Annotated in this window: 14 protein-coding genes and 1 other annotated feature; of the genes, 7 read left to right on the forward strand and 7 right to left on the reverse strand. The window is 58.9% G+C overall.

Annotated features, from left to right (window positions below; translation table 11 throughout):
• Nucleotides 1–175: 175 nt before the first annotated feature.
• The 3 genes from QSV77_RS04000 to QSV77_RS04010 form a co-directional block, all read right to left on the reverse strand.
• Entirely contained in the window at nucleotides 176–784 is a 609-nt protein-coding gene (locus QSV77_RS04000) for a hypothetical protein (RefSeq protein ID WP_302732595.1), read from the reverse strand.
• Nucleotides 785–861: 77 nt separating this feature from the next.
• Nucleotides 862–2,022 (reverse strand): ribonuclease D, encoded by a 1,161-nt coding sequence (gene rnd / locus QSV77_RS04005; protein ID WP_142839535.1) that lies wholly within the window; start codon nucleotides 2,020–2,022, stop codon nucleotides 862–864.
• Between the two features lie 82 nt (nucleotides 2,023–2,104).
• The gene (locus QSV77_RS04010; protein ID WP_302732596.1) at nucleotides 2,105–3,376 is read right to left on the reverse strand and encodes an MFS transporter; all 1,272 of its coding nucleotides are present in this window, start codon (nucleotides 3,374–3,376) and stop codon (nucleotides 2,105–2,107) included.
• Nucleotides 3,377–3,556: 180 nt separating this feature from the next.
• Here QSV77_RS04010 and aspS point away from each other — a divergent pair, with 180 nt between their 5' ends.
• The 4 genes from aspS (at nucleotide 3,557) to QSV77_RS04030 (ending at nucleotide 11,151) form a co-directional block, all read left to right on the forward strand.
• A complete protein-coding gene (gene aspS / locus QSV77_RS04015; RefSeq protein WP_302732597.1) occupies nucleotides 3,557–5,344 on the forward strand; it encodes an aspartate--tRNA ligase in 1,788 nt (595 codons plus the stop codon).
• A gap of 252 nt (nucleotides 5,345–5,596) precedes the next feature.
• On the forward strand, nucleotides 5,597–7,042 hold the full coding sequence (gene creD, locus QSV77_RS04020; RefSeq protein ID WP_302732598.1) for a cell envelope integrity protein CreD: 1,446 nt from the start codon (nucleotides 5,597–5,599) through the stop codon (nucleotides 7,040–7,042).
• A gap of 313 nt (nucleotides 7,043–7,355) precedes the next feature.
• Nucleotides 7,356–9,461: a HAMP domain-containing methyl-accepting chemotaxis protein gene (locus QSV77_RS04025; RefSeq protein ID WP_302732599.1), complete on the forward strand. Its 2,106-nt coding sequence runs from the start codon at nucleotides 7,356–7,358 to the stop codon at nucleotides 9,459–9,461.
• A 78-nt stretch (nucleotides 9,462–9,539) separates the two neighbouring features.
• Nucleotides 9,540–9,595 (forward strand) — a sequence feature (sul1 is cis-regulatory element that is thought to sense ions involved in sulfur or methionine metabolism; They are found in Alphaproteobacteria).
• Between the two features lie 74 nt (nucleotides 9,596–9,669).
• On the forward strand, nucleotides 9,670–11,151 hold the full coding sequence (locus tag QSV77_RS04030; protein ID WP_302732600.1) for a SulP family inorganic anion transporter: 1,482 nt from the start codon (nucleotides 9,670–9,672) through the stop codon (nucleotides 11,149–11,151).
• A 40-nt stretch (nucleotides 11,152–11,191) separates the two neighbouring features.
• On the opposite strand, the gene QSV77_RS04035 is transcribed toward QSV77_RS04030, so the two are convergent.
• On the reverse strand, nucleotides 11,192–12,382 hold the full coding sequence (locus QSV77_RS04035) for a hypothetical protein (RefSeq protein WP_142839541.1): 1,191 nt from the start codon (nucleotides 12,380–12,382) through the stop codon (nucleotides 11,192–11,194).
• 229 nt (nucleotides 12,383–12,611) lie between these two features.
• On the opposite strand from QSV77_RS04035, the gene parC reads away from it, so the two are divergent.
• Nucleotides 12,612–14,864: a DNA topoisomerase IV subunit A gene (gene parC / locus QSV77_RS04040; protein WP_302732601.1), complete on the forward strand. Its 2,253-nt coding sequence runs from the start codon at nucleotides 12,612–12,614 to the stop codon at nucleotides 14,862–14,864.
• Nucleotides 14,865–14,948: 84 nt separating this feature from the next.
• On the opposite strand, the gene QSV77_RS04045 is transcribed toward parC, so the two are convergent.
• From QSV77_RS04045 to hemB, 3 genes are all read right to left on the reverse strand, one after another.
• Nucleotides 14,949–15,707: an arginyltransferase gene (locus QSV77_RS04045; protein WP_302732602.1), complete on the reverse strand. Its 759-nt coding sequence runs from the start codon at nucleotides 15,705–15,707 to the stop codon at nucleotides 14,949–14,951.
• 178 nt (nucleotides 15,708–15,885) lie between these two features.
• The gene (locus QSV77_RS04050) at nucleotides 15,886–16,344 is read right to left on the reverse strand and encodes an RDD family protein (RefSeq protein WP_302732603.1); all 459 of its coding nucleotides are present in this window, start codon (nucleotides 16,342–16,344) and stop codon (nucleotides 15,886–15,888) included.
• 98 nt (nucleotides 16,345–16,442) lie between these two features.
• Nucleotides 16,443–17,456 carry a porphobilinogen synthase gene (hemB, locus tag QSV77_RS04055; RefSeq protein ID WP_302732604.1) on the reverse strand — a complete coding sequence of 338 codons (1,014 nt, stop codon included), beginning with the start codon at nucleotides 17,454–17,456 and terminating at the stop codon, nucleotides 16,443–16,445.
• Between the two features lie 184 nt (nucleotides 17,457–17,640).
• On the opposite strand from hemB, the gene QSV77_RS04060 reads away from it, so the two are divergent.
• Both QSV77_RS04060 and QSV77_RS04065 read left to right on the forward strand, forming a co-directional pair.
• Nucleotides 17,641–18,078 carry a DUF6163 family protein gene (locus tag QSV77_RS04060; RefSeq protein WP_046798867.1) on the forward strand — a complete coding sequence of 146 codons (438 nt, stop codon included), beginning with the start codon at nucleotides 17,641–17,643 and terminating at the stop codon, nucleotides 18,076–18,078.
• A gap of 234 nt (nucleotides 18,079–18,312) precedes the next feature.
• Nucleotides 18,313–18,822 carry a MarR family winged helix-turn-helix transcriptional regulator gene (locus tag QSV77_RS04065; RefSeq protein WP_169539083.1) on the forward strand — a complete coding sequence of 170 codons (510 nt, stop codon included), beginning with the start codon at nucleotides 18,313–18,315 and terminating at the stop codon, nucleotides 18,820–18,822.
• Nucleotides 18,823–19,181 lie beyond the last annotated feature (359 nt).

Here is a 19,181-nt window from a genome sequence, read left to right on the forward strand (position 1 = left end):
TTGGCCTCGGGAAGGAAGAACTGGCCGCTCCCGTCGGCGAAGCTTCTGTTGCGGTCATATGCGACATTAATGTGGAAAATGCGCTGCAAAAAGTGACCTTTCGGTAAGGTCACATGAAGGATTGGAAAGGTTGTTGCCCTGTTGCCGCAAAACGGGCGCACAGGTGGCATTACGTCTAATATGATGTTCTGTAATAGACAGTTTCAAGCGGGGATTGCGGCCGGTCATCCGGCGAACGGTTCGACCATTTGACCGGAAAGGCGGCAAAACGCAGCCGCTTGCCGTCGATCCATGCCCGGTCGAACAGGGTTTCTCCCTTGTGGGCAAAGGTGATGGCTGCACAGGTCCGGCCATCGACATCAAAGGGAACATTCTCCTTCCAGCCGTTCAGGCCGCAGCCGGTGCCCTTCGGGTCGCCATTATAGTGCGCAACGACGTCGGCGTCGTTCGGTGTCATGGTAATCGCGGTGACGGTATGGGCAAAGAGCATGCTGTCATGGTCTCTCAGGCCACCATCAAGCGTGCCTTCATAACGTACCTGCACCGTGGGTTGCTGGCAGCCATTGCGGGCATAGATTTGCGAGACGGCGTGCATGCGATCACCGCGTATCGTGATGCGTGTGACGATGCCATGCCGGTCGTTTTTGCCGATCTTCAGGCAGTCGGTCGTCCATTCGCCCTGAAGATCGACCTTGCCGTCATCGGCGCGCGCGGAAAAAGGCGCGGGGAGAATGCCTGCGGCTGCCACAAGGGCGGCCAGCAGCAGGATGCAGGCAGGTTTCATCACAAGACCCTCAAAGCGCAACGATGTGCACAGGGATGGACCGCGATACGGGCAAAATTGGGGTTAAAAGCGAGGGGCTATTCGCCGCTCACAGCAACCTCAACCGCCTCGACCTTCTTGCCGGCAAAACGCAGCGCCACTTCGCCGTTGATGAGTTTCAGCGCCACATCGCCGAAGAGTTCGCGCCGCCAGCCGGTCAGTGCCCCCACGGTCGCGTTTTCACCTTCAGCGGCGATCTTGTCCAGATCGTCGCTGTTGGCGATGACCTTGGCGGCAACGCCGTGCTTGTCGGCCGTCAGCTTCAGCAGAACCTTCAAGAGTTCCACGGCAGCACCGGAGCCTTCCGGCGCGTGGCTGTGGCGCGGCGCCTTGGGCATTTCCTCTTTCGGCAATGCCAGCGCTGCATTTACGGTTTCGATGATGGCGGTACCCGAAGTGGAGCGTTCCCAGCCTTTGGGGATCGTGCGCAGGCGCGACAGCGCCTCGGCGTCCTTTGGCTGCTGCTGGGCGATTTCGAAGATCGCATCATCCTTCAGGACGCGCGAACGTGGCACGTTGCGCGAGCGCGCCTCACGCTCGCGCCAGGCGGCGACGAATTTGAGGATGGCGAGCTCGGTCGGCTTGCGCAGGCGCGATTTCAGCCGCAGCCACGCATCGTCGGGATGCATGTCATAGGTGTCACGCGATTCCAGAATGTCCATCTCTTCGGTCAGCCACAGCGAGCGGCCTTCGCGCTCCAGCTGCGACTTCAGCGAGAGATAGACGTCGCGCAGATGGGTCACGTCGGCCAACGCGTAATCCAGCTGTTTTTCGGTCAGCGGGCGGCGGCTCCAGTCGGTGAAGCGCGAGGATTTGTCGATCTGCACATTCTTGATCTTCTGCACCAGCTGGTCGTAGGAGATCGAATCGCCGAAACCGCAGACCATGGCGGCGACCTGGGTGTCGAAGATCGGGTGCGGAATGAGCCCACCGAGATGGTAGATGATTTCGATATCCTGCCGTGCGGCATGGAAAACCTTCACGACAGCAGGATTGGCCATCAGCTCGAAAAGCGGCGTGAGATCGAGACCCTTGGCGAGCGGATCGACCAGCACTTCAAGCGTCGGGCTTGCCATCTGCACGAGACAAAGCTCCGGCCAGAAGGTCGTTTCCCGCAGGAACTCGGTGTCGATGGTGATGAATTCCGATTTCGCCAGTTCCGTGCAGGCTTCGGCGAGGGCGGCAGTCGTTTCAATCATTGCAAATGGCCACTCGTGAAAATTATCCGTCTTACTTTCCCTTTGCCGGGCGCATGTCAATACAAAGCCCGCCTTTGAAGGTTCAAGGATCGTTTTTCTCGGGCGGATTGGGCTCCGTCCCGTCCTTTTTGGGCGGCGTGGGGGCCGCGAGCTTCTGAAAATAGGCTGACGTGCGCAAAAGCGAACGGAACCGCCAGTTCCTCTCTTCCACGGGAACACCCTCGCGCACCCGCAGCCGATATATGGTGTAGGCGATGAAAACGATCTGGATCGCGGCGGTGTAGCTGAACAGTGCCTTCGGGCCGAACTGGTCGATCAGAACGGAAGCGAGCAGGGGGCCGACAGTCGCACCCACCGACCAGAAGAACAAAAGCCCGGCCGAAACCATCGCATGTTCGCCTTCCTTGGCATGGTCGTTGCCGTGGGCGGAACTGAGCGAATAAAGCGGCAGGGCGAATGCGCCGAACACGAAGACGCCGATAATGTTGCTCCACTCGTCGGTGCCAGCGAAGAAGGCTAGAAATAGACCGACGATCACCGAACCCGCGGTGGTGGCGAGAATGATGATGCGCCGGTCATAACGATCGGAATAAACGCCGAGCGGATATTGCAGCACCACGCCGCCGATGATGCCGGCGCTCATGAAGGTGGCGATCGCCGTTACCGAAAGGCCGATCTGCTCGGCGTAGATCGGACCGATATTGCGGAATGCCGCCATGCTGAGACCGACGGCGACGCAGCCGACGACGGCAAGTGGCGAAATGCGCCAGACGGCGAAAAGATTGAAAGGTATCTGTTTCGGCGGGGCGGGGTTGGATTTGTCGGCAAGCGAGATCGGCACCAGCGACAGCGAGAGCGCCATGGCGATCAGCGAAAACACCACCGGGCCATCAATGCCGGCGACGGGTATGATGTATTGCGCCAGCGTGACGGAGCCGAGATCGACGAAACGATAGATGGAGAGTGTCCGCGCCCGGTTGGAATTCGTCACCTGCGCATTGATCCAGCTTTCGATGGCCGCGAAAAGACAGGCAACCGCAATGCCGATGATGAAGCGCATCGCCAGCCAGAACAGCGGATGCAGAATGAGTGGCATGGCAATCGACGCAGCCGACGCCACGGCCGCCATGGTGGCAAAAGTGCGGATATGGCCGATCTTGCGCAGCAGGCGTGTCACCGAAATGCAGCCGAGCGCGAAACCGAGACTATAGGCGGCGCTGATGAGGCCGATGGTGCTGGCCGAAAACCCTTCGGACAGGCCGCGCAGCGCGATATAGGTTCCCTGCAGGCCATTGCCGCCGATCAGGATGCCGGCGGTGACGAGAAGCGGGATAAGGGGTCTGATCTGGCTCATTGCGGGCCGACTCGGTTTGGCGGGCTGAATAAGCACTATCTAAAGCCAAGGCGGGGGAAAGGACAGTCAGGAGGCGACAATCTTGCGCTTTGCCTTGACAAATCAGGCTGGTCATGCGTTTTTCCGGCCAAATTCGACAGTGCGGCTGATCTGGCCCACGACACGTTCCAGGATATAAAAATGCATCGTTACCGCAGCCACACCTGTGCCGCTCTCCGCAAGTCCGACGTCGGCGAAACCGTTCGCCTTTCCGGTTGGGTTCACCGCGTGCGAGATCATGGCGGCGTTCTCTTCATCGACCTTCGCGACCATTACGGCATCACCCAGGTGGTGGCCGATCCCGATAGCCCGGCCTTCAAGGTTGCCGAGACGGTGCGCGGCGAATGGGTGATCCGTATCGACGGTCTGATCAAGGCGCGTTCAGAGGACACCATCAACAAGGGCATGGCGACCGGCGAGATCGAGCTTTACGCACAGGAAATCGAGGTTCTGGGTGTTGCCAAGGAATTGCCGCTGCCTGTCTTCGGTGAGCCGGAATATCCCGAGGACGTTCGCCTCAAGTACCGCTTCCTCGACCTGCGCCGCGAGACGCTGCACAGGAACATCGTCAAGCGCACGCAGATCATCTCTTCCATGCGCAAGGGCATGGGTGAACTGGGCTTTGCCGAATACACGACGCCGATCCTCACCGCATCCTCGCCGGAAGGTGCGCGCGACTTCCTCGTTCCCTCGCGCATCCACGAAGGCCAGTTCTTCGCGTTGCCGCAGGCGCCGCAGCAGTACAAGCAGCTTCTGATGGTGGCCGGTTTCGACCGCTACTTCCAGATCGCTCCGTGCTTCCGCGATGAAGACCCGCGTGCCGACCGTCTGCCGGGTGAATTCTACCAGCTCGATGTCGAAATGAGCTTCGTGACCCAGGAAGATGTCTGGACCACGATGGAACCGATGATGACGGCCGTGTTCGAACAGTTTGCCGACGGCAAGCCGGTGACGAAACAATGGCCGCGCATTCCCTATGACGAATCGATCCGCAAATACGGCTCCGACAAGCCGGACCTGCGCAACCCGATCGTCATGGAAGCCGTGACCGAACATTTCGATGGTTCGGGCTTCAAGGTCTTCGCCAACATGATCGCTTCCAACCCCAAGGTTCAGGTCTGGGCAATCCCGGCCAAGACCGGCGGCTCGCGCGCTTTCTGCGACCGCATGAACGCATGGGCGCAGTCTCAGGGCCAGCCGGGCCTCGGCTACATCTTCTGGAGGGAAGAGGACGGCAAGGTCGGCGGTTCCGGTCCGCTTGCCAAGAACATCGGCGAGGAACGCACCGAGGCGCTACGCCAGCAGCTCGGCCTGGAAGCGGGTGATGCCTGCTTCTTCGTCGCCGGTGATCCCGCCAAGTTCTACAAGTTCGCCGGCGAGGCGCGCACCCGCGCCGCCGACGAGCTGAACCTGATTGACCGCGACCGTTTCGAAATGTGCTGGATCGTCGATTTCCCCTTCTTCGAATACAACGACGAAGAAAAGAAGATCGACTTTGCTCACAACCCCTTCTCCATGCCGCAGGGCGGCATGGAAGCGCTGGAAGGGCAGGATCCGCTCTCCATCAAGGCGTTCCAGTATGACGCGGTCTGCAACGGCTTCGAAATCGCCTCCGGCTCGATCCGTAACCAGTCGCCTGAGCTGATGGTCAAGGCCTTCGAAAAGGTCGGCCTATCGCAGAGCGATGTGGAAGAGCGCTTCGGCGGTCTCTACCGCGCCTTCCAGTACGGCGCGCCTCCGCATGGCGGTTGCGCATTCGGCATCGACCGTGTGGTCATGCTGCTGGTCGGCGCCAAGAACCTGCGCGAAATCACGCTGTTCCCGATGAACCAGCAGGCGCAGGATCTCTTGATGAACGCCCCGTCGCCGGCAACGCCGACGCAGCTTCGCGAACTGGCGCTGCGCGTTATTCCGTCCAAAAAGGACTGATCTGGTCTATTCAGGTTCAAACAAAGGGCTGGCGGCGACGCCGGCCCTTTTTGTTTTTGCAACGAACGCGGCAAAGTCACAATTTTACCGCGAGTTAAACCGAATTCCGCGCACAATCAGCCGAAATCCGCTTCCAGTATAGGCTCTGCGTTCACCTGGGGGACGCAAGACTATTTGGGGTTTTAAACTTGGGACAGCGCCGCCGAACTTCGCTTTCGGTTTCGGCGCGATCATATTTATAAGGATTTCAGAATGGTACATGAAACGGAAAAAGATATCGCGCCGGCGGGTGGATATGCACCTCCAGCCCCGCCGCGCGGCAATTTCGCCGTCAGCCTGCGCTCGCCGGGCGCCAAGTTCCTGATGATCGGCTTCATATCCATGGTTCTGCTCGTGCCGCTCCTGCTTGTCTGGGGGTTGACGGAAGAGCGCGCCTCGCGGGCGGAAGATGTGTCGGGGCGGATTGCCAATGGCTGGGGCGGTGATCAGGTGGTGAACGGTCCCTATCTTGCCGTGCCTTTCGACGTGGACCGCCGCCGCGAGGTGAATGGCCAAAGCATCGTCGACCGCACGACGGAATGGGTGCTGGTCATGCCGGAAACGCTTGAAGTTGCGGCCGATCTGAAGACCGAGGAAAAGCAGCTGTCGATCTACAGCCTGCCGGTCTATAACGGCAACATCGCGCTGAAAGGCCGCTTCGGTTCCGGCATCCTGCAGGACCTCGCGCGCTTTTCCGGCACGCCGCGACTGGAGAACGCCATTCTCGTCCTCAGCATACAGGATATGACCGGCATACGCTCCAGCGCCGGCGTCAAAATCGATGGCGGCCCGGTTCTGCCTTTTGATCCCGGCATGCGGGATATTTCGGTGATGACCAACCGCGCCGGTCCAGAGGTATCGATCCGGTCCGATGCCGGTGTGCACAGGCCGATTGAGAGAAACCTCATCGAAACCGGCTTCGCCTTCGATATCGCCTTTTCCCTGAATGGTTCAGGCAGTTTTGCCGTGGCGCCGGCCGGCCAGACGACGAGCTTTGCGGCAAACGCCGATTGGCCACATCCCGGCTTCGAAGGCCTGTTCCTGCCCGAGCAGAAGACCGTCACCGCTACGGATTTCAAGGCGAACTGGACCATTCCTTATCTTGCGAGAGGCATAGACCGGGTGGTGGAGGGCACGCGTCTGCCGCTGTCGGGCAGCCTGATGACGATCAACCTCGTCGAACCCGTGAAATTTTACCAGATCATCGCCCGAACGCTGAAATATTCGATCGGTTTCATCTCACTGGTGTTCCTTGCCGTCTTCATCGTTGAACTCAAGGGCGGTACTGTCGTGCACTGGATACAATATGTGCTGACGGGGCTGGCGCTGATTATCTTCTACGTGTTGCTGCTGGCGCTCTCCGAGCATACGGGCTTCACGGTGGCCTATATTACGGCATCAACAGCGACGGCGGCGCTGATCGCATCTTATCTCGGTAGCGCAACCAATAGTCGCAGGAATGGTGTGGCGTTGTTTACCGTATTGGCGGTCGCCTACGGCGTCATGTATCTGGTTTTGAACGAAGACGAATATGCGTTGCTGGCAGGTGCTGTGATTTCCTTCATTGCCATAGCCGCAACCATGTACGCCACCCGCCGGGTCGATTGGTCGGGGGCAGGCGCTTCGCAGATGCGCAACTCCGCAAACGAGGTGGCATAGTCTGGCATGCTCCGGCCGGATTGATCTCAATCGACGTAACTCCCTGTTTTTCCTTATCCGGCTTGGCGTCAGGTGAGAAAAGCAGGGAGGCAATACTGAAGCGGGAAAGCAGCGCTTTCCGCCTCCTGTCTACTCTGTTTTCCCGGAAGGTATCTTTATCGTGCAAGCCTTTTGCTTGCGGGTATCTCCTGTCTATTCTGCTTAATCTGTGGATTGTCATAAAAACTTAATCAAACTGACAAATCCGGTAGAGAACTTCTTAAGTCTTGTCGATCATTCATCGCCCCCATGAAATTTCACAAATGAGGGTTGAATGTTTTCGCTGGTCTCGACGTTCAAAATAGCGCATCGCGTGTCCATGCTGGCGCTGGCTGCGCTGTGCGGTATCGCCGTCATCGCGGGCATGCTGTTGTGGCAACGGCAGATGGAGGAGCGTTATCGCATCGCTGAAGACACGCTGATCCAGAGGGACGGGGTGTTGACGACGCTTGTGGACGCTCTGCATGAAAGCCGTCTTCACCAGAGGGACTTCCTGCTTTCCAGGGACATGAATTCCGTTGCGCAGTTCGACCAGACGATGGGCAAGGTTGGGCAGTCCGTCAATTCTCTCGAAGGCAGCGCCACGCCGCAGGCCCGCGTGAAACTTGATGCGCTGGCGCAGGGTGTTGCTGCCTATGGAGAACGCATGAAAGCGCTGGTTTCCAAAAATCAGGAGCTGGGTCTCACCCCCGCGGAAGGCCTTGAAGGCGCGATGCGCAATGGTGTGCATTCCATTGAAAAACACATCGACACCGTTGCCAATGCCGAAATCCGCGCCAGCATGTTGATGATGCGCAGGCACGAGAAGGATTTCATCCTGCGGCGCGACGAAACCTATGCGACAAAACACGCCGCGGAGGTGGAAACCTTCAAGGCGCTGGTGAAGCTGGAGTACCGGCCGGGCGTCGAGCGCCAGCGCATCATGGATGCGCTGGAAATCTACACCGCCTCCTTCCGCTTTTATGCGCAGGCGGTGTTGGAGGAGCAGGCGGCACGCGAAACGGTCGCCACGGCCTATACCGCATTGCTGCCGCTCGTCGCCGATATTTCCTCGGCCTATCGGCAGGAGCGGCAGGCAAGCGCGCTGCAGAACAAAAATGCGGCGGAAACCACGGTTTCGATCGTCGTCGCCCTCATTGCCCTGACCGTCGTGATCCTTTTTGCCGGGGTCTATCTCATTGGCCGTTCGATAACGCGCCCCGCGACCTTGATCACCGGTGCGATGCGTCGCCTTGCCGAAGGTGAAACCGAATTCGACGTTCCCGGCCTGCGCCGTAAGGATGAATTTGGCGCCATGGCGCAGGCGTTGGAAATTTTCCGGCAGGCCGCCATCGCCAAGATCGAACTGGAGAACCAGACTTTTGCGGCCCGGCAACACGCGGAAGACCAAAAGGCCCGTTTCCAGCGCGAGGCGGAGGCGGAGGCACAGGCGCGGCTGATGCAGGCGACGAGCGGTCTTGCGGCAGCGCTGCACCGTCTTGCCGCCGGTGATCTCTCCTTCGAGTTGAACGAGCCTTTCGCTCCGGATTTCGAGACGCTGCGCCACGATCTCAACCGCACCATCCGCCAGCTGGATGCCGCCATGTCCGGCGTCGTGCAGTCGAGCGTGGCAATCGACGGCGGCAGCCAGGAAATCAGCCAGAGCGCTGCCGATCTTGCCCGCCGCACCGAGCAGCAGGCCGCCTCGCTGGAAGAAACTGCCGCCGCTCTCGATGAACTGACCGCGAATATCCGCATCTCGGCTGAGCGTGCTGTGGAAGCCCGCACGGTCGCCCATTCTGCCGATGAGGATGCCAGCCGCACCGCCGACCTCGTCGTCGATACGATCATGGCCATGGAAAAGATCGAACAGTCATCCGGCAAGATCGGCAGCATTATCAGCGTCATCGATGAGATCGCTTTCCAGACCAACCTTCTTGCGTTGAATGCCGGCGTCGAGGCAGCCCGTGCGGGCCAGGCGGGACGCGGTTTCGCCGTCGTCGCCCAGGAGGTGCGCGAACTGGCACAGCGCTCTGCAAAAGCCGCGGCCGAGATCAAGGTGCTGATCCGCAACTCCAGCACCGAGGTGAAGGACGGTGCGCGTTTCGTGCGGGAAACCGGCGCAGCCCTGTCGCGCATCGGCGGCTCGGTCAAGACGATCAACGGCCATATCGAAGCCATCGCCGTTGCGACAAAGGAGCAGTCGCTCGGGCTTTCCGAGATCAATACCGCCGTCAACAATCTGGATCAGGGCACGCAGCAGAATGCCGCCATGGTCGAGGAAAACAATGCCGCCAGCGCCATGCTGGCGAGCGAGACGGCCCGTCTCAAGGATCTTGTCTGTCAGTTCCGGCTGAGCGATATGGATATCGAGGAGCAAGGCTTGCGCGAAGCGGCCTGATACCTCATTTCGCTGCATCGAAAAGCGGGCGCGCAACTTGCCGCCCGCTTTTTTGCTGTTTATAGGTGGGGTACTCACCACGGACCCGGTGAAATCCCGGGTGGCTCTTCTGGCCGCCGATCCGCCAGACAACGCAAAGCACCGACATTCCTTTTCAATCTACCGGACATGGCTCCGGCCGGTGCGTCATTCTTTGCGAAAAAATCAGATGAACAGATTTCAGACTTACAGACGTGAGTGGTTTTCCAATATTCGCGGCGATCTTCTTTCAGGTATCGTCGTGGCGCTCGCCCTCATTCCGGAAGCCATCGGCTTTTCCGTCATTGCCGGTGTCGATCCCAAAGTGGGGCTGTTCGCCTCCTTCGCGATTGCCTGCGTTTCCGCCTTCACCGGCGGCAGACCGGGCATGATCTCGGCGGCAACCGCTGCCACCGCCGTCCTGATGGTTACGCTCGTCAAGGAGCACGGGCTGCAATATCTCTTCGCCGCCACCATTCTCATGGGCGTGCTGCAAATCCTGGCGGGCCTTGTGAAACTCGGCCGGGTGATGCGCTTCGTCTCGCGTTCGGTCATGACCGGCTTCGTCAATGCGCTGGCGATCCTGATCTTCATGGCGCAATTGCCGGAACTGATCGGCGTGCCGGTCGAAACCTACGTCATGATCGCCGCCGGTCTTGCGATCATCTATCTCTTTCCGCTGGTCACGAAGATCATTCCATCACCGCTGGTCGCCATCGTTGCCCTGACCTGCGTGGCGGTGTTTTCCGGCATGGACATCCGCACGGTCGGCGATCTCGGTGAGTTGCCGTCGACATTGCCGATCTTTGCATTGCCGCAGGTGCCGCTGACCTTCGAAACGTTGCAGATCATCTTTCCCTACTCCGTGGCGCTCGCCGCCGTCGGCCTGCTGGAATCGCTGCTGACGGCCCAGATCGTCGACGACATGACGGATACGGGCAGCAACAAGAGCCAGGAATGCATCGGGCAGGGGACGAGCAATATCGCGTCTGCCCTTATCGGCGGCATGGGCGGCTGTGCCATGATCGGCCAGTCCGTCATCAATGTCAGCTCCGGCGGTCGCGGCCGCTTGTCCACTTTCGTTGCAGGTGCGTTCCTGTTGTTCCTCATTCTGGTGCTGGATGATCTCGTGCGCATCATTCCCATGGCGGCTCTGGTGGCTGTCATGATCATGGTGTCCATCGGCACCTTCTCGTGGCGTTCGATCCTTGATCTGCGCCGCAACCCGCCATCGTCAAGCATCGTCATGCTGGTAACCGTCGGCACGGTGCTCGCCACCCATGACCTTGCAAAGGGTGTGCTGGCGGGCGTGCTTCTTTCCGGCGTGTTTTTCGCGGGCAAGGTTTCCAAGCTTTTCCACGTCAGACCGGAGCTTTCAGCAGATGGTCGCGAGCGGATCTACCGCGTCGACGGCCAGATTTTCTTCGCTTCGACGGAAAGCTTCATCGCCGCCTTCGATTTTGCCGAAGAGGTGGAGGCGGTGACGATTGATGTCTCGGAGGCGCATCTGTGGGATATCTCCGCAGTCGGCGCGCTGGACAAGGTGGTCCTGAAATTCCGTAAGGTCGGCAGGCGGGTCGAAGTGATCGGCGTCAATGAGGCGAGCGCTCACATGATCGACCGTTTCGCCCTGCACGACAAGCAGGGTTCGGCGGCAGCCCCGCTGCATTGAGTACAAATAAAAAGCCCCGGCAGAACCGGGGCTTTTTTGTTTATTCGTTTGCCGTCACCGTCACGCCGAGCATTTTCGGCAGGGTATTTGGCGCGCCCATCGCAGCGCCCATGATCATCGGGAACGGAACCGGCTTTTCCGGCTCCGCGGTGATCGAGAAGTTCTTCGGATTGTCGATATAGGTGTTGATCGCTGTCGATACCATGTTCTGCAACTCCGGTACGTTGAGCGAGGCCATCATGATCGGGGCCATGCCCTTGATGGTCTGGGCGAGCTGGTCGCTCGTCATGCCCTGCTGGCTTGCCGTGTAATCGATGGCGCGCTTGGTGATGCTGGCATCTTCGAAGCTGATCTCGGCATTGACGAAGGAAAGCTGCTGCATCAGGCCAAGCATGGCAAGGCTGGCTGCCTGGTCTGCCTGTTCCTTGTTCGGATTGGCGGCCTGCGCCTTCACCGTCTCCTGCATCGACTTGATGAAGGCAAGCGTGTAGCCGGAGAAGCCGAACGACATGTTGAGGCGGCCGACATTGTCGAGGTTGATGGCATATTCCTCGACATCAACGGTGCCGGAGGCAACTTCCCAGCTGCCGCTCATGGTCATGTCGCCGGAAAGGGCCTTGAGTTCGAGCTTCTCGATCGCGTCCTTCGTGGCCGGGTCGGTGACTTCGCTGAGATCGGCCTTGAAGCCGGATGCATCAAGTTCGAAACCGATCGAGGCCTTGTCATCGCTGACCGACATCGTCGCGGTGCTTTCCTCAAGCGAAAAAGCCGGCTTGCCATCGATGGAAACCGAAACCGGGCCGCTATGTGCTTCGTCATAGAACATCAGCGCATCGACGGTGCCGGTGGTCGCATCAGCGGGAATGACGAGGCCCGACATGTAGATGTCGCTTGCCTTGATCTCCACGTTTTCCTGCTTGTAGTCGATATTGTCGAAACGGGCGTTCTTGATCGTGTAACCGCCGTTGTTTTCCTCGACGCCTTCAAGCGTGATGTTGCCGACCGGGATTTTCTTGGCGGGATCGGCGGCTGCGTTGAAGGTCACGCTGTTCAGCGTCACCGTCGAGCCGTTTACGGCAACCGAGCCGGCGGCGATCTCACCGCCCTGGGCGGCATAGGCTGCATTGATCTTCTTCAGCACATCCCCGCCGTCCAGCGCAAAAGCCGGTGCCGAAAGCGTAAGAAGCGCGGCACTCGCGAAAAGAACCTGCCGGGTGGATTTCAATCTCATGATGTTTCTTCCCTCAACGTACGGATGTGCACCCTGTCAGAATGCTAATGGTGATACTTATATTCACGATTATTCAAAGGTCTACAGAATTTAGATCGATTCCCATGACGGCGGCATTGCGGCATTTAGATCGCGGTTAACAAAAAACCTCACGAAAGAGGTGTTTTCATCCACAGGGCAAACCCCTGAGTTTCTTGCCGGGAATCGGCATTTCGGCTAGTCAAGCACCATGGGAAAAAATCTTGTACCTCCGTCTGGCGGAGACGATAACATTCATCCGGTCGATTTGAAGGCGGCGCTTGAAGAGCGCTACCTCGCTTACGCCTTGTCCACGATCATGCATCGTGCGCTGCCGGATGTGCGTGACGGGCTGAAGCCGGTTCACCGCCGCATCATTCACGCCATGAGCGAAATGGGCATTCGTCCCAACTCGGCCTTCAAGAAATGCGCCCGTATCGTCGGTGACGTCATCGGTAAGTTCCACCCGCATGGCGACCAGTCGGTCTATGATGCGCTGGTGCGCCTCGCGCAGGATTTCTCGCAGCGTTATCCGATCGTCGACGGGCAGGGCAATTTCGGCAACATCGATGGCGACGGCGCTGCCGCCTATCGTTACACCGAAGCGCGCATGACCGATGTGGCTGCATTGCTGCTGGAAGGCATTGGCGAGGACGCGGTGGATTTCCGCGCCACCTATAATGAGGAAGACGAGGAACCGGTGGTCCTGCCGGGTGCTTTCCCGAATCTTCTGGCCAATGGTGCCTCTGGCATTGCCGTGGGCATGGCGACATCGATCCCGCCGCACAATGCCCACGAACTTTGCGATGCGGCGCTGTATCTCATCAAGCATCCCGATGCGACGGTCGAAAAGCTGGTGGAGTTCATTCCCGGCCCCGATCTGCCCACGGGTGGCGTGATCATCGAAAGCCGCGAGAATATTCTCGATGCCTACAAGACCGGCCGCGGCGGTTTTCGTGTGCGCGCCAAATGGGAAACGGAAGATCTCGGTCGCGGCGGTTACCAGATCGTCATCACCGAAATTCCCTTCCAGGTGCAGAAATCGCGGCTGATCGAAAAGATCGCCGAGCTTCTGCTCGCCCGCAAGCTGCCGCTGCTGGAAGATGTTCGCGACGAATCCGCCGAAGACGTGCGCATCGTCTTGGTGCCGAAGAACCGCACCGTCGATGCGACGCTCCTGATGGAATCGCTGTTCCGCCTGTCCGACCTCGAAAGTCGCCTGCCGCTCAATATGAACGTGCTGTCGCTTGGCAAGGTGCCGAAGGTCATGGCGCTGAACGAGGTGCTGACCGAATGGCTGGCGCACCGCAAGGACGTGCTGGTCCGCCGCTCCCGCCACCGTCTGGCCGCTATCGATCGCAGGCTCGAGATTCTGGGCGGCCTGCTGGTCGCCTATCTCAATCTGGATGAGGTAATCCGCATCATCCGCGAGGAGGATGAGCCGAAACAGGTGATGATGGCCAAGTGGTCACTCACCGACAACCAGGCCGAAGCCATTCTCAACATGCGGCTGCGCAATCTGCGCAAGCTCGAGGAATTCGAAATCCGCAAGGAGTTCGATGAACTCAGCAGCGAGAAGGCCGAAATCGAAGGCTTGCTCGCCTCCGACGACAAGCAGTGGCAGACCGTCGCCTGGGAAATCGGCGAGGTCAAAAAGAAATATGCCAAGGCAACCGAAATTGGCCGCCGCCGCACGCAGTTCGCGGATGCGCCGGATGCCGATATCGAGGCCATCCAGCAGGCGATGATTGAAAAGGAACCGGTCACCATCGTCATTTCGCAGAAAGGCTGGATCAGGGCGTTGAAGGGCCACATGTCCGATACGTCGACCCTGACCTTCAAGGAAGGCGACGGCCCGAAGCTTGCCTTCCCGGCGCAGACCACCGACAAGCTGCTGCTTTTGACCACCGGCGGCAAGGCCTATACGCTCGGCGCCGACAAGCTGCCGGGTGGGCGCGGCCATGGCGAGCCGATCCGCATCATGGTCGACATGGAGAACGATCAGGACATCCTGACCGCCTTCGTCCATGATCCCTCACGCAAGCTGTTGCTCGTCTCCACCGCTGGCAACGGTTTCATCGTGGCGGAAAGCGAAATGGTCGCAAATACCCGCAAGGGCAAGCAGATCATGAATGTCGCCATGCCTGACGAAGCCAAGCTGGCGGTGCCGGTGACGGGCGACCATGTCGCTGTTGTCGGCGAAAACCGCAAGCTTTTGGCCTTCCCGCTGTCGCAGGTGCCGGAAATGTCACGCGGCAAGGGCGTGCGCCTGCAACGCTACAAGGATGGCGGTGTCATCGACGTGAAATGTTTCGCGCTCGCCGAGGGCTTGTCCTGGTCGGACACGGCCGGGCGTCTCTTCAACAAGGTGGGTGAAGAACTGCGCGAATGGCTGGCCGACCGTGCCACCGTTGGCCGCACCGTGCCGAAGGGTTTTCCACGTAGCGGGAAATTTGGCGGGTAATATTGAAGTGGCGTCCCGGAAGTTTATTCGGGACGTCTTTCGTGTGTTTTTGCTATCCGAATTGAATAGGACGTGGCGACCCCGTTATTCTTCGTCAGGGTGATAAACCTCCCACCCGCGCGGCGTCAGATGTTCCTGCGGGTGATAGCGGGTCTTGTAGCCCATCTTTTCCGAACCATCGACCCAGTAGCCGAGATAGACATGCGGCAGGCCAAGCGCGCGGGTGCGGGTGATATGATCGATGATCATGAAGGTGCCGAGCGAGCGCTTTTCGAGATCGGGATTAAAGAAAGAATAGACCATCGACAGGCCGTCGCTCATCACGTCACTGAGCGCCACGGCCAGCAACTCGCCGCGTTTGCTGGAATCAATGCCGGAGCCCGGTTCGCGCACGCGGTATTCGATGATGCGGGTGTTCACATGCGTGTCTTCGACCATGATTGCATAGTCCAGCGCCGACATGTCGGACATGCCGCCAGACTGGTGGCGGTGATCCAGATAACGGCGGAACAGGGAGAACTGCTCGGTGGAAGGTTCGGCGGCGTGAACGGTGGCGACGACATCCTTGTTAATGGACAACACGCGCCGCATCGATTTCGTCGGCTGGAACTGCTCGGTCAGGATGCGCACGGAAACGCAGGCGCGGCAGTTTTCGCAGGCCGGGCGATAGGCGATGTTTTGCGAACGCCTGAAACCGCCCTGGGTCAGAAGGTCGTTCATGTCTGACGCGCGCGGGCCAACCAGATGCGTAAAGACCTTCCGCTCCATCTGGTTCGGCAGATAGGGGCAGGTGGCCGGCGCCGTAAGATAGAATTGGGGGGAGGGCGTCGCCTGCGTGTTCATCGAACCGTGATCGCCTCCTGCGTCTGTTATGAAAGCGCGCCGCGATTTCACGGGGTTGGCGGCGGCGCTTCAAGCGACATGCATAATTTCACAGAATGGCAAAATGACGGAAAACGTCAACTGCGGGATGAGGTATTTACCGCCTTTAAAAGCCACGTTTTCGTGGCTTTCTGCGATATCAGCGTGTTCTGACCATGACGGTGCCGAGCAGGAAGTCGTGAACGAGGCGCGAGCGCTCGGTAAACAGGCCTGCGAGCAGTATCAGCGGCGTCAGAACCGAGTTGATGACCCAGAACAGCACGATGTGCACGGTCGCCAGCAGGAAATCGATTCGCCGCCCATCCATGCGCGCCATGGCGATGCCCATCGCCCGCATGCCGGGTGTGGCCTGCGAGGGACCGCCGAGTGATACGCCGAAATAAAGCACCGCGACGATGACGAACAGCGCCGGGTAGAGGAAGAAGCCGAGGCCGAATGTAATCACGCCGAGAAAGAAGACAATCACGGCGGCCGGAATGCAAAGCAGCAGAACGATCGCGTAATCGATCAGGAACGCGAAGACGCGCCGGCTCAGGACGCCGCTATAGGCGCGCCAGTCGTCCGGTGCGGCATAAGTGGGGTTCTGGTCGAGGCTCATCTTTCGTTCTCTCCTGAAAAGGTCTGACAGCGCGGCTTATATGCCGTGTCAGCAGACAATATGGGAAGAAAACGACCGAATACAATAAGAGGTGGCCGTCAGCCCTTTGCGAGTTTGCGTGCAGCCTCGATGGCGAAATAGCTCAAGATGCCATCGCAGCCTGCACGCTTGAAACAGAGAAGTGTTTCCATCATCACCCGTTCGCCGTCGATCCAGCCATTCATGGCCGCCGCCTTGATCTGGGTATATTCGCCGGACACCTGATAGGCGAAAGTCGGCAGCCCAAAATTCTCCTTCAGCCGCCAGCAGATGTCGAGATAGGGCAGGCCGGGTTTGACCATCAGCATATCCGCGCCTTCCTCCACATCGAGCGCCGCATCACGGATCGCTTCCATGCCGTTGGCAGGGCTGATGTAATAGCTATTCTTGTCGCCCTTCAGCAGGCCGGCCGTGGAGATGGCCTCGCGATAGGGGCCATAATAGCCGGAGGCGAATTTCGTTGCGTAAGCCATGATGCCGACATTTTGGTGCCCGGCGGCATCAAGGCCGCGACGAATGGCGCCGATGCGGCCATCCATCATTTCCGACGGAGAAATAATGTCCGAACCGGCCTCGGCCTGCAGGATCGCCGCCCTGACGACCTGATCGACCGTCTCGTCATTGACGATCTCGTCGCCGCGCAAAATGCCGTCATGCCCGTGGCTGGTGAAGGGGTCGAGCGCGACATCGGTGATCATGCCGATATTTGGAACGGCTTTTTTGACCGCGATCGTCGCCTGATTGATGAGATTGTTGGCCTCGAGCGCATTAGAGCCGGTCTCGTCACGCAGATCCATCTCGATATTCGGGAAGGTGGCGATTGCCGGAATGCCGAGGTCGGTGGCTTCCTTCGCCGCTTCGACGAGCTTGTCGATACTCATGCGGTTGACGCCGGGCATCGCCGGAATGGGATCGAGGATATTGCTGCCGGGCACGATGAAGACCGGCCAGATGAGATCGTCGACGGTCAGGCGGTTCTCCTGCACCAGACGGCGCGTCCAATCCGCCTTGCGATTGCGCCGCATGCGGCGATGGCCGGTGATCTCGTCGACCAGATGCGTTTTGTCCTGCATGTCAGAATGTCCTTCGGTCAAATTTCGCAAGCTGCATAACATGAAGCATGCGCCGTGCGAATGCGACAATGTCGCCCTGGCTTTCCCTCTTGCCTGCCTTGCCGGGCAGCGATGCTTTGACAAGGTAGACCACCGGATTCAATATGGGCTGGTCGCCCGCCCGTCGAGACCGTATCTTCCGGCCATGGAACCTGATTCTCAACCTCTGCCGAAGCGTCCGCTTACGGAAATCCTCTTTCTGGTCTTCATGAGGCTGGTCGCGGTCTCCTGTTTCTGGTTCGGCCTGCAATATTGGGCAATGCTCACGGGGTATTCGCTGGGCGGGCAGGGGCGGTTCGATATGCTGAACCTGCCCTGGCGGGTGGCGGGCAGTGCACTGGCGGTTATTTTCCCGGTTGCGGCCCTCGGTCTCTGGCTTGGCGCCTCCTGGGGCGCGGTCATGTGGGTCATGGGGGCAGGCGCGCAGATCGCCATGTATAAGGTATGGCCACATATCTTCGGCGCCAACACGCTGGTACCCGTCATGCACGGTCTCGTGGCAACCATTTATATACTATTTCTGGTCGCTTTCTGGCTGGATCACCGCCAGAATGAAGAACGCGCAAGAATTGATTTACCATAAGAATAAAGCAATGCGGCCTGTTTTCAGGCTGTTTTTTACCTCTAAGTCATTGATTTATAATGCATGGCCTCTGACCATTCCCGCTTCGCCACAAGTTGGGTCCTCATGGGAAAATGCAGGTAACCATTTGTTAATCGTAGCTTTTAAGTAGAATTTTATGCGCATTGATTAGGTTCTCACTCAAGGCGGGAGACAAACAAACACACCGCCAAACAAAACAGTGAGGCAGTCATGATCAATAGCAAAGTTAAGCCGCAGGCCGTTGTTGCCGACGCACACGAAGATACCATCCGTTCGCTCTACATGGAGTCGCTGCATCTGGTGGAACGTCTCCACCGCCGCCTCCTCGATGTCATCAAGGACGAGTTCGATCGTCAGGGTCGTGATGACGTCAACGCCGTACAGGCGCTCCTGCTGTTCAACATCGGCAATTCCGAATTGACGGCCGGTGAACTTCGTTCCCGCGGTTACTACCTCGGCTCTAACGTTTCCTACAACGTCAAGAAGCTGGTCGACCTCGGTCTCATCAACCACCAGCGCTCGCGTGTCGACCGCCGCTCGGTCCGCATCAGCCTGACCGAAGAAGGCCAGGCCATCGCCGAAACGGTTGCCCGCCTTTATGAACGCCACGTCGGCTCGATCGAAAAGGTCGGCGGCATCGGCACCGGCGAGTTCTCCGAAATGAACAAGCTGCTGCAGCGCCTCGATCGCTTCTGGAACGACTCGATCGCTTATCGTCTCTAATATCCGCGACGGGTTCACTGTTTAAGCCGGGGGCATCGCTTTGCCTCCGGCTTGCGGATTCCGTGCAACGCCGACGCTTGTTTTTCATGTCAAGCCCGGTGCCTTATCCGAGCCTTCGCCTTTGTTTTCAGGCAACACAGCTTTGTGAGAAAAGGCTCGTGACACGAATTGGCCATATTGATATGGGACCGGCAAGGGTGAGGGAGCCGGCTGTTTCTCCTGCTGTCGCGGCAAGTCCCGACTGTTCCGCCAGGCTGTAGCGCCCAGACCCTGGGCCTCGAGCATTACCGGCCGGCAGGCACGTTGTACGTGTTTGTTAATCATATTGATTTAGGCATTGTTGAGAATGCCGAAGAGAG

The organism is Agrobacterium sp. V1 (assembly GCF_030518355.1).
Lineage (GTDB): Bacteria > Pseudomonadota > Alphaproteobacteria > Rhizobiales > Rhizobiaceae > Agrobacterium > Agrobacterium cucumeris.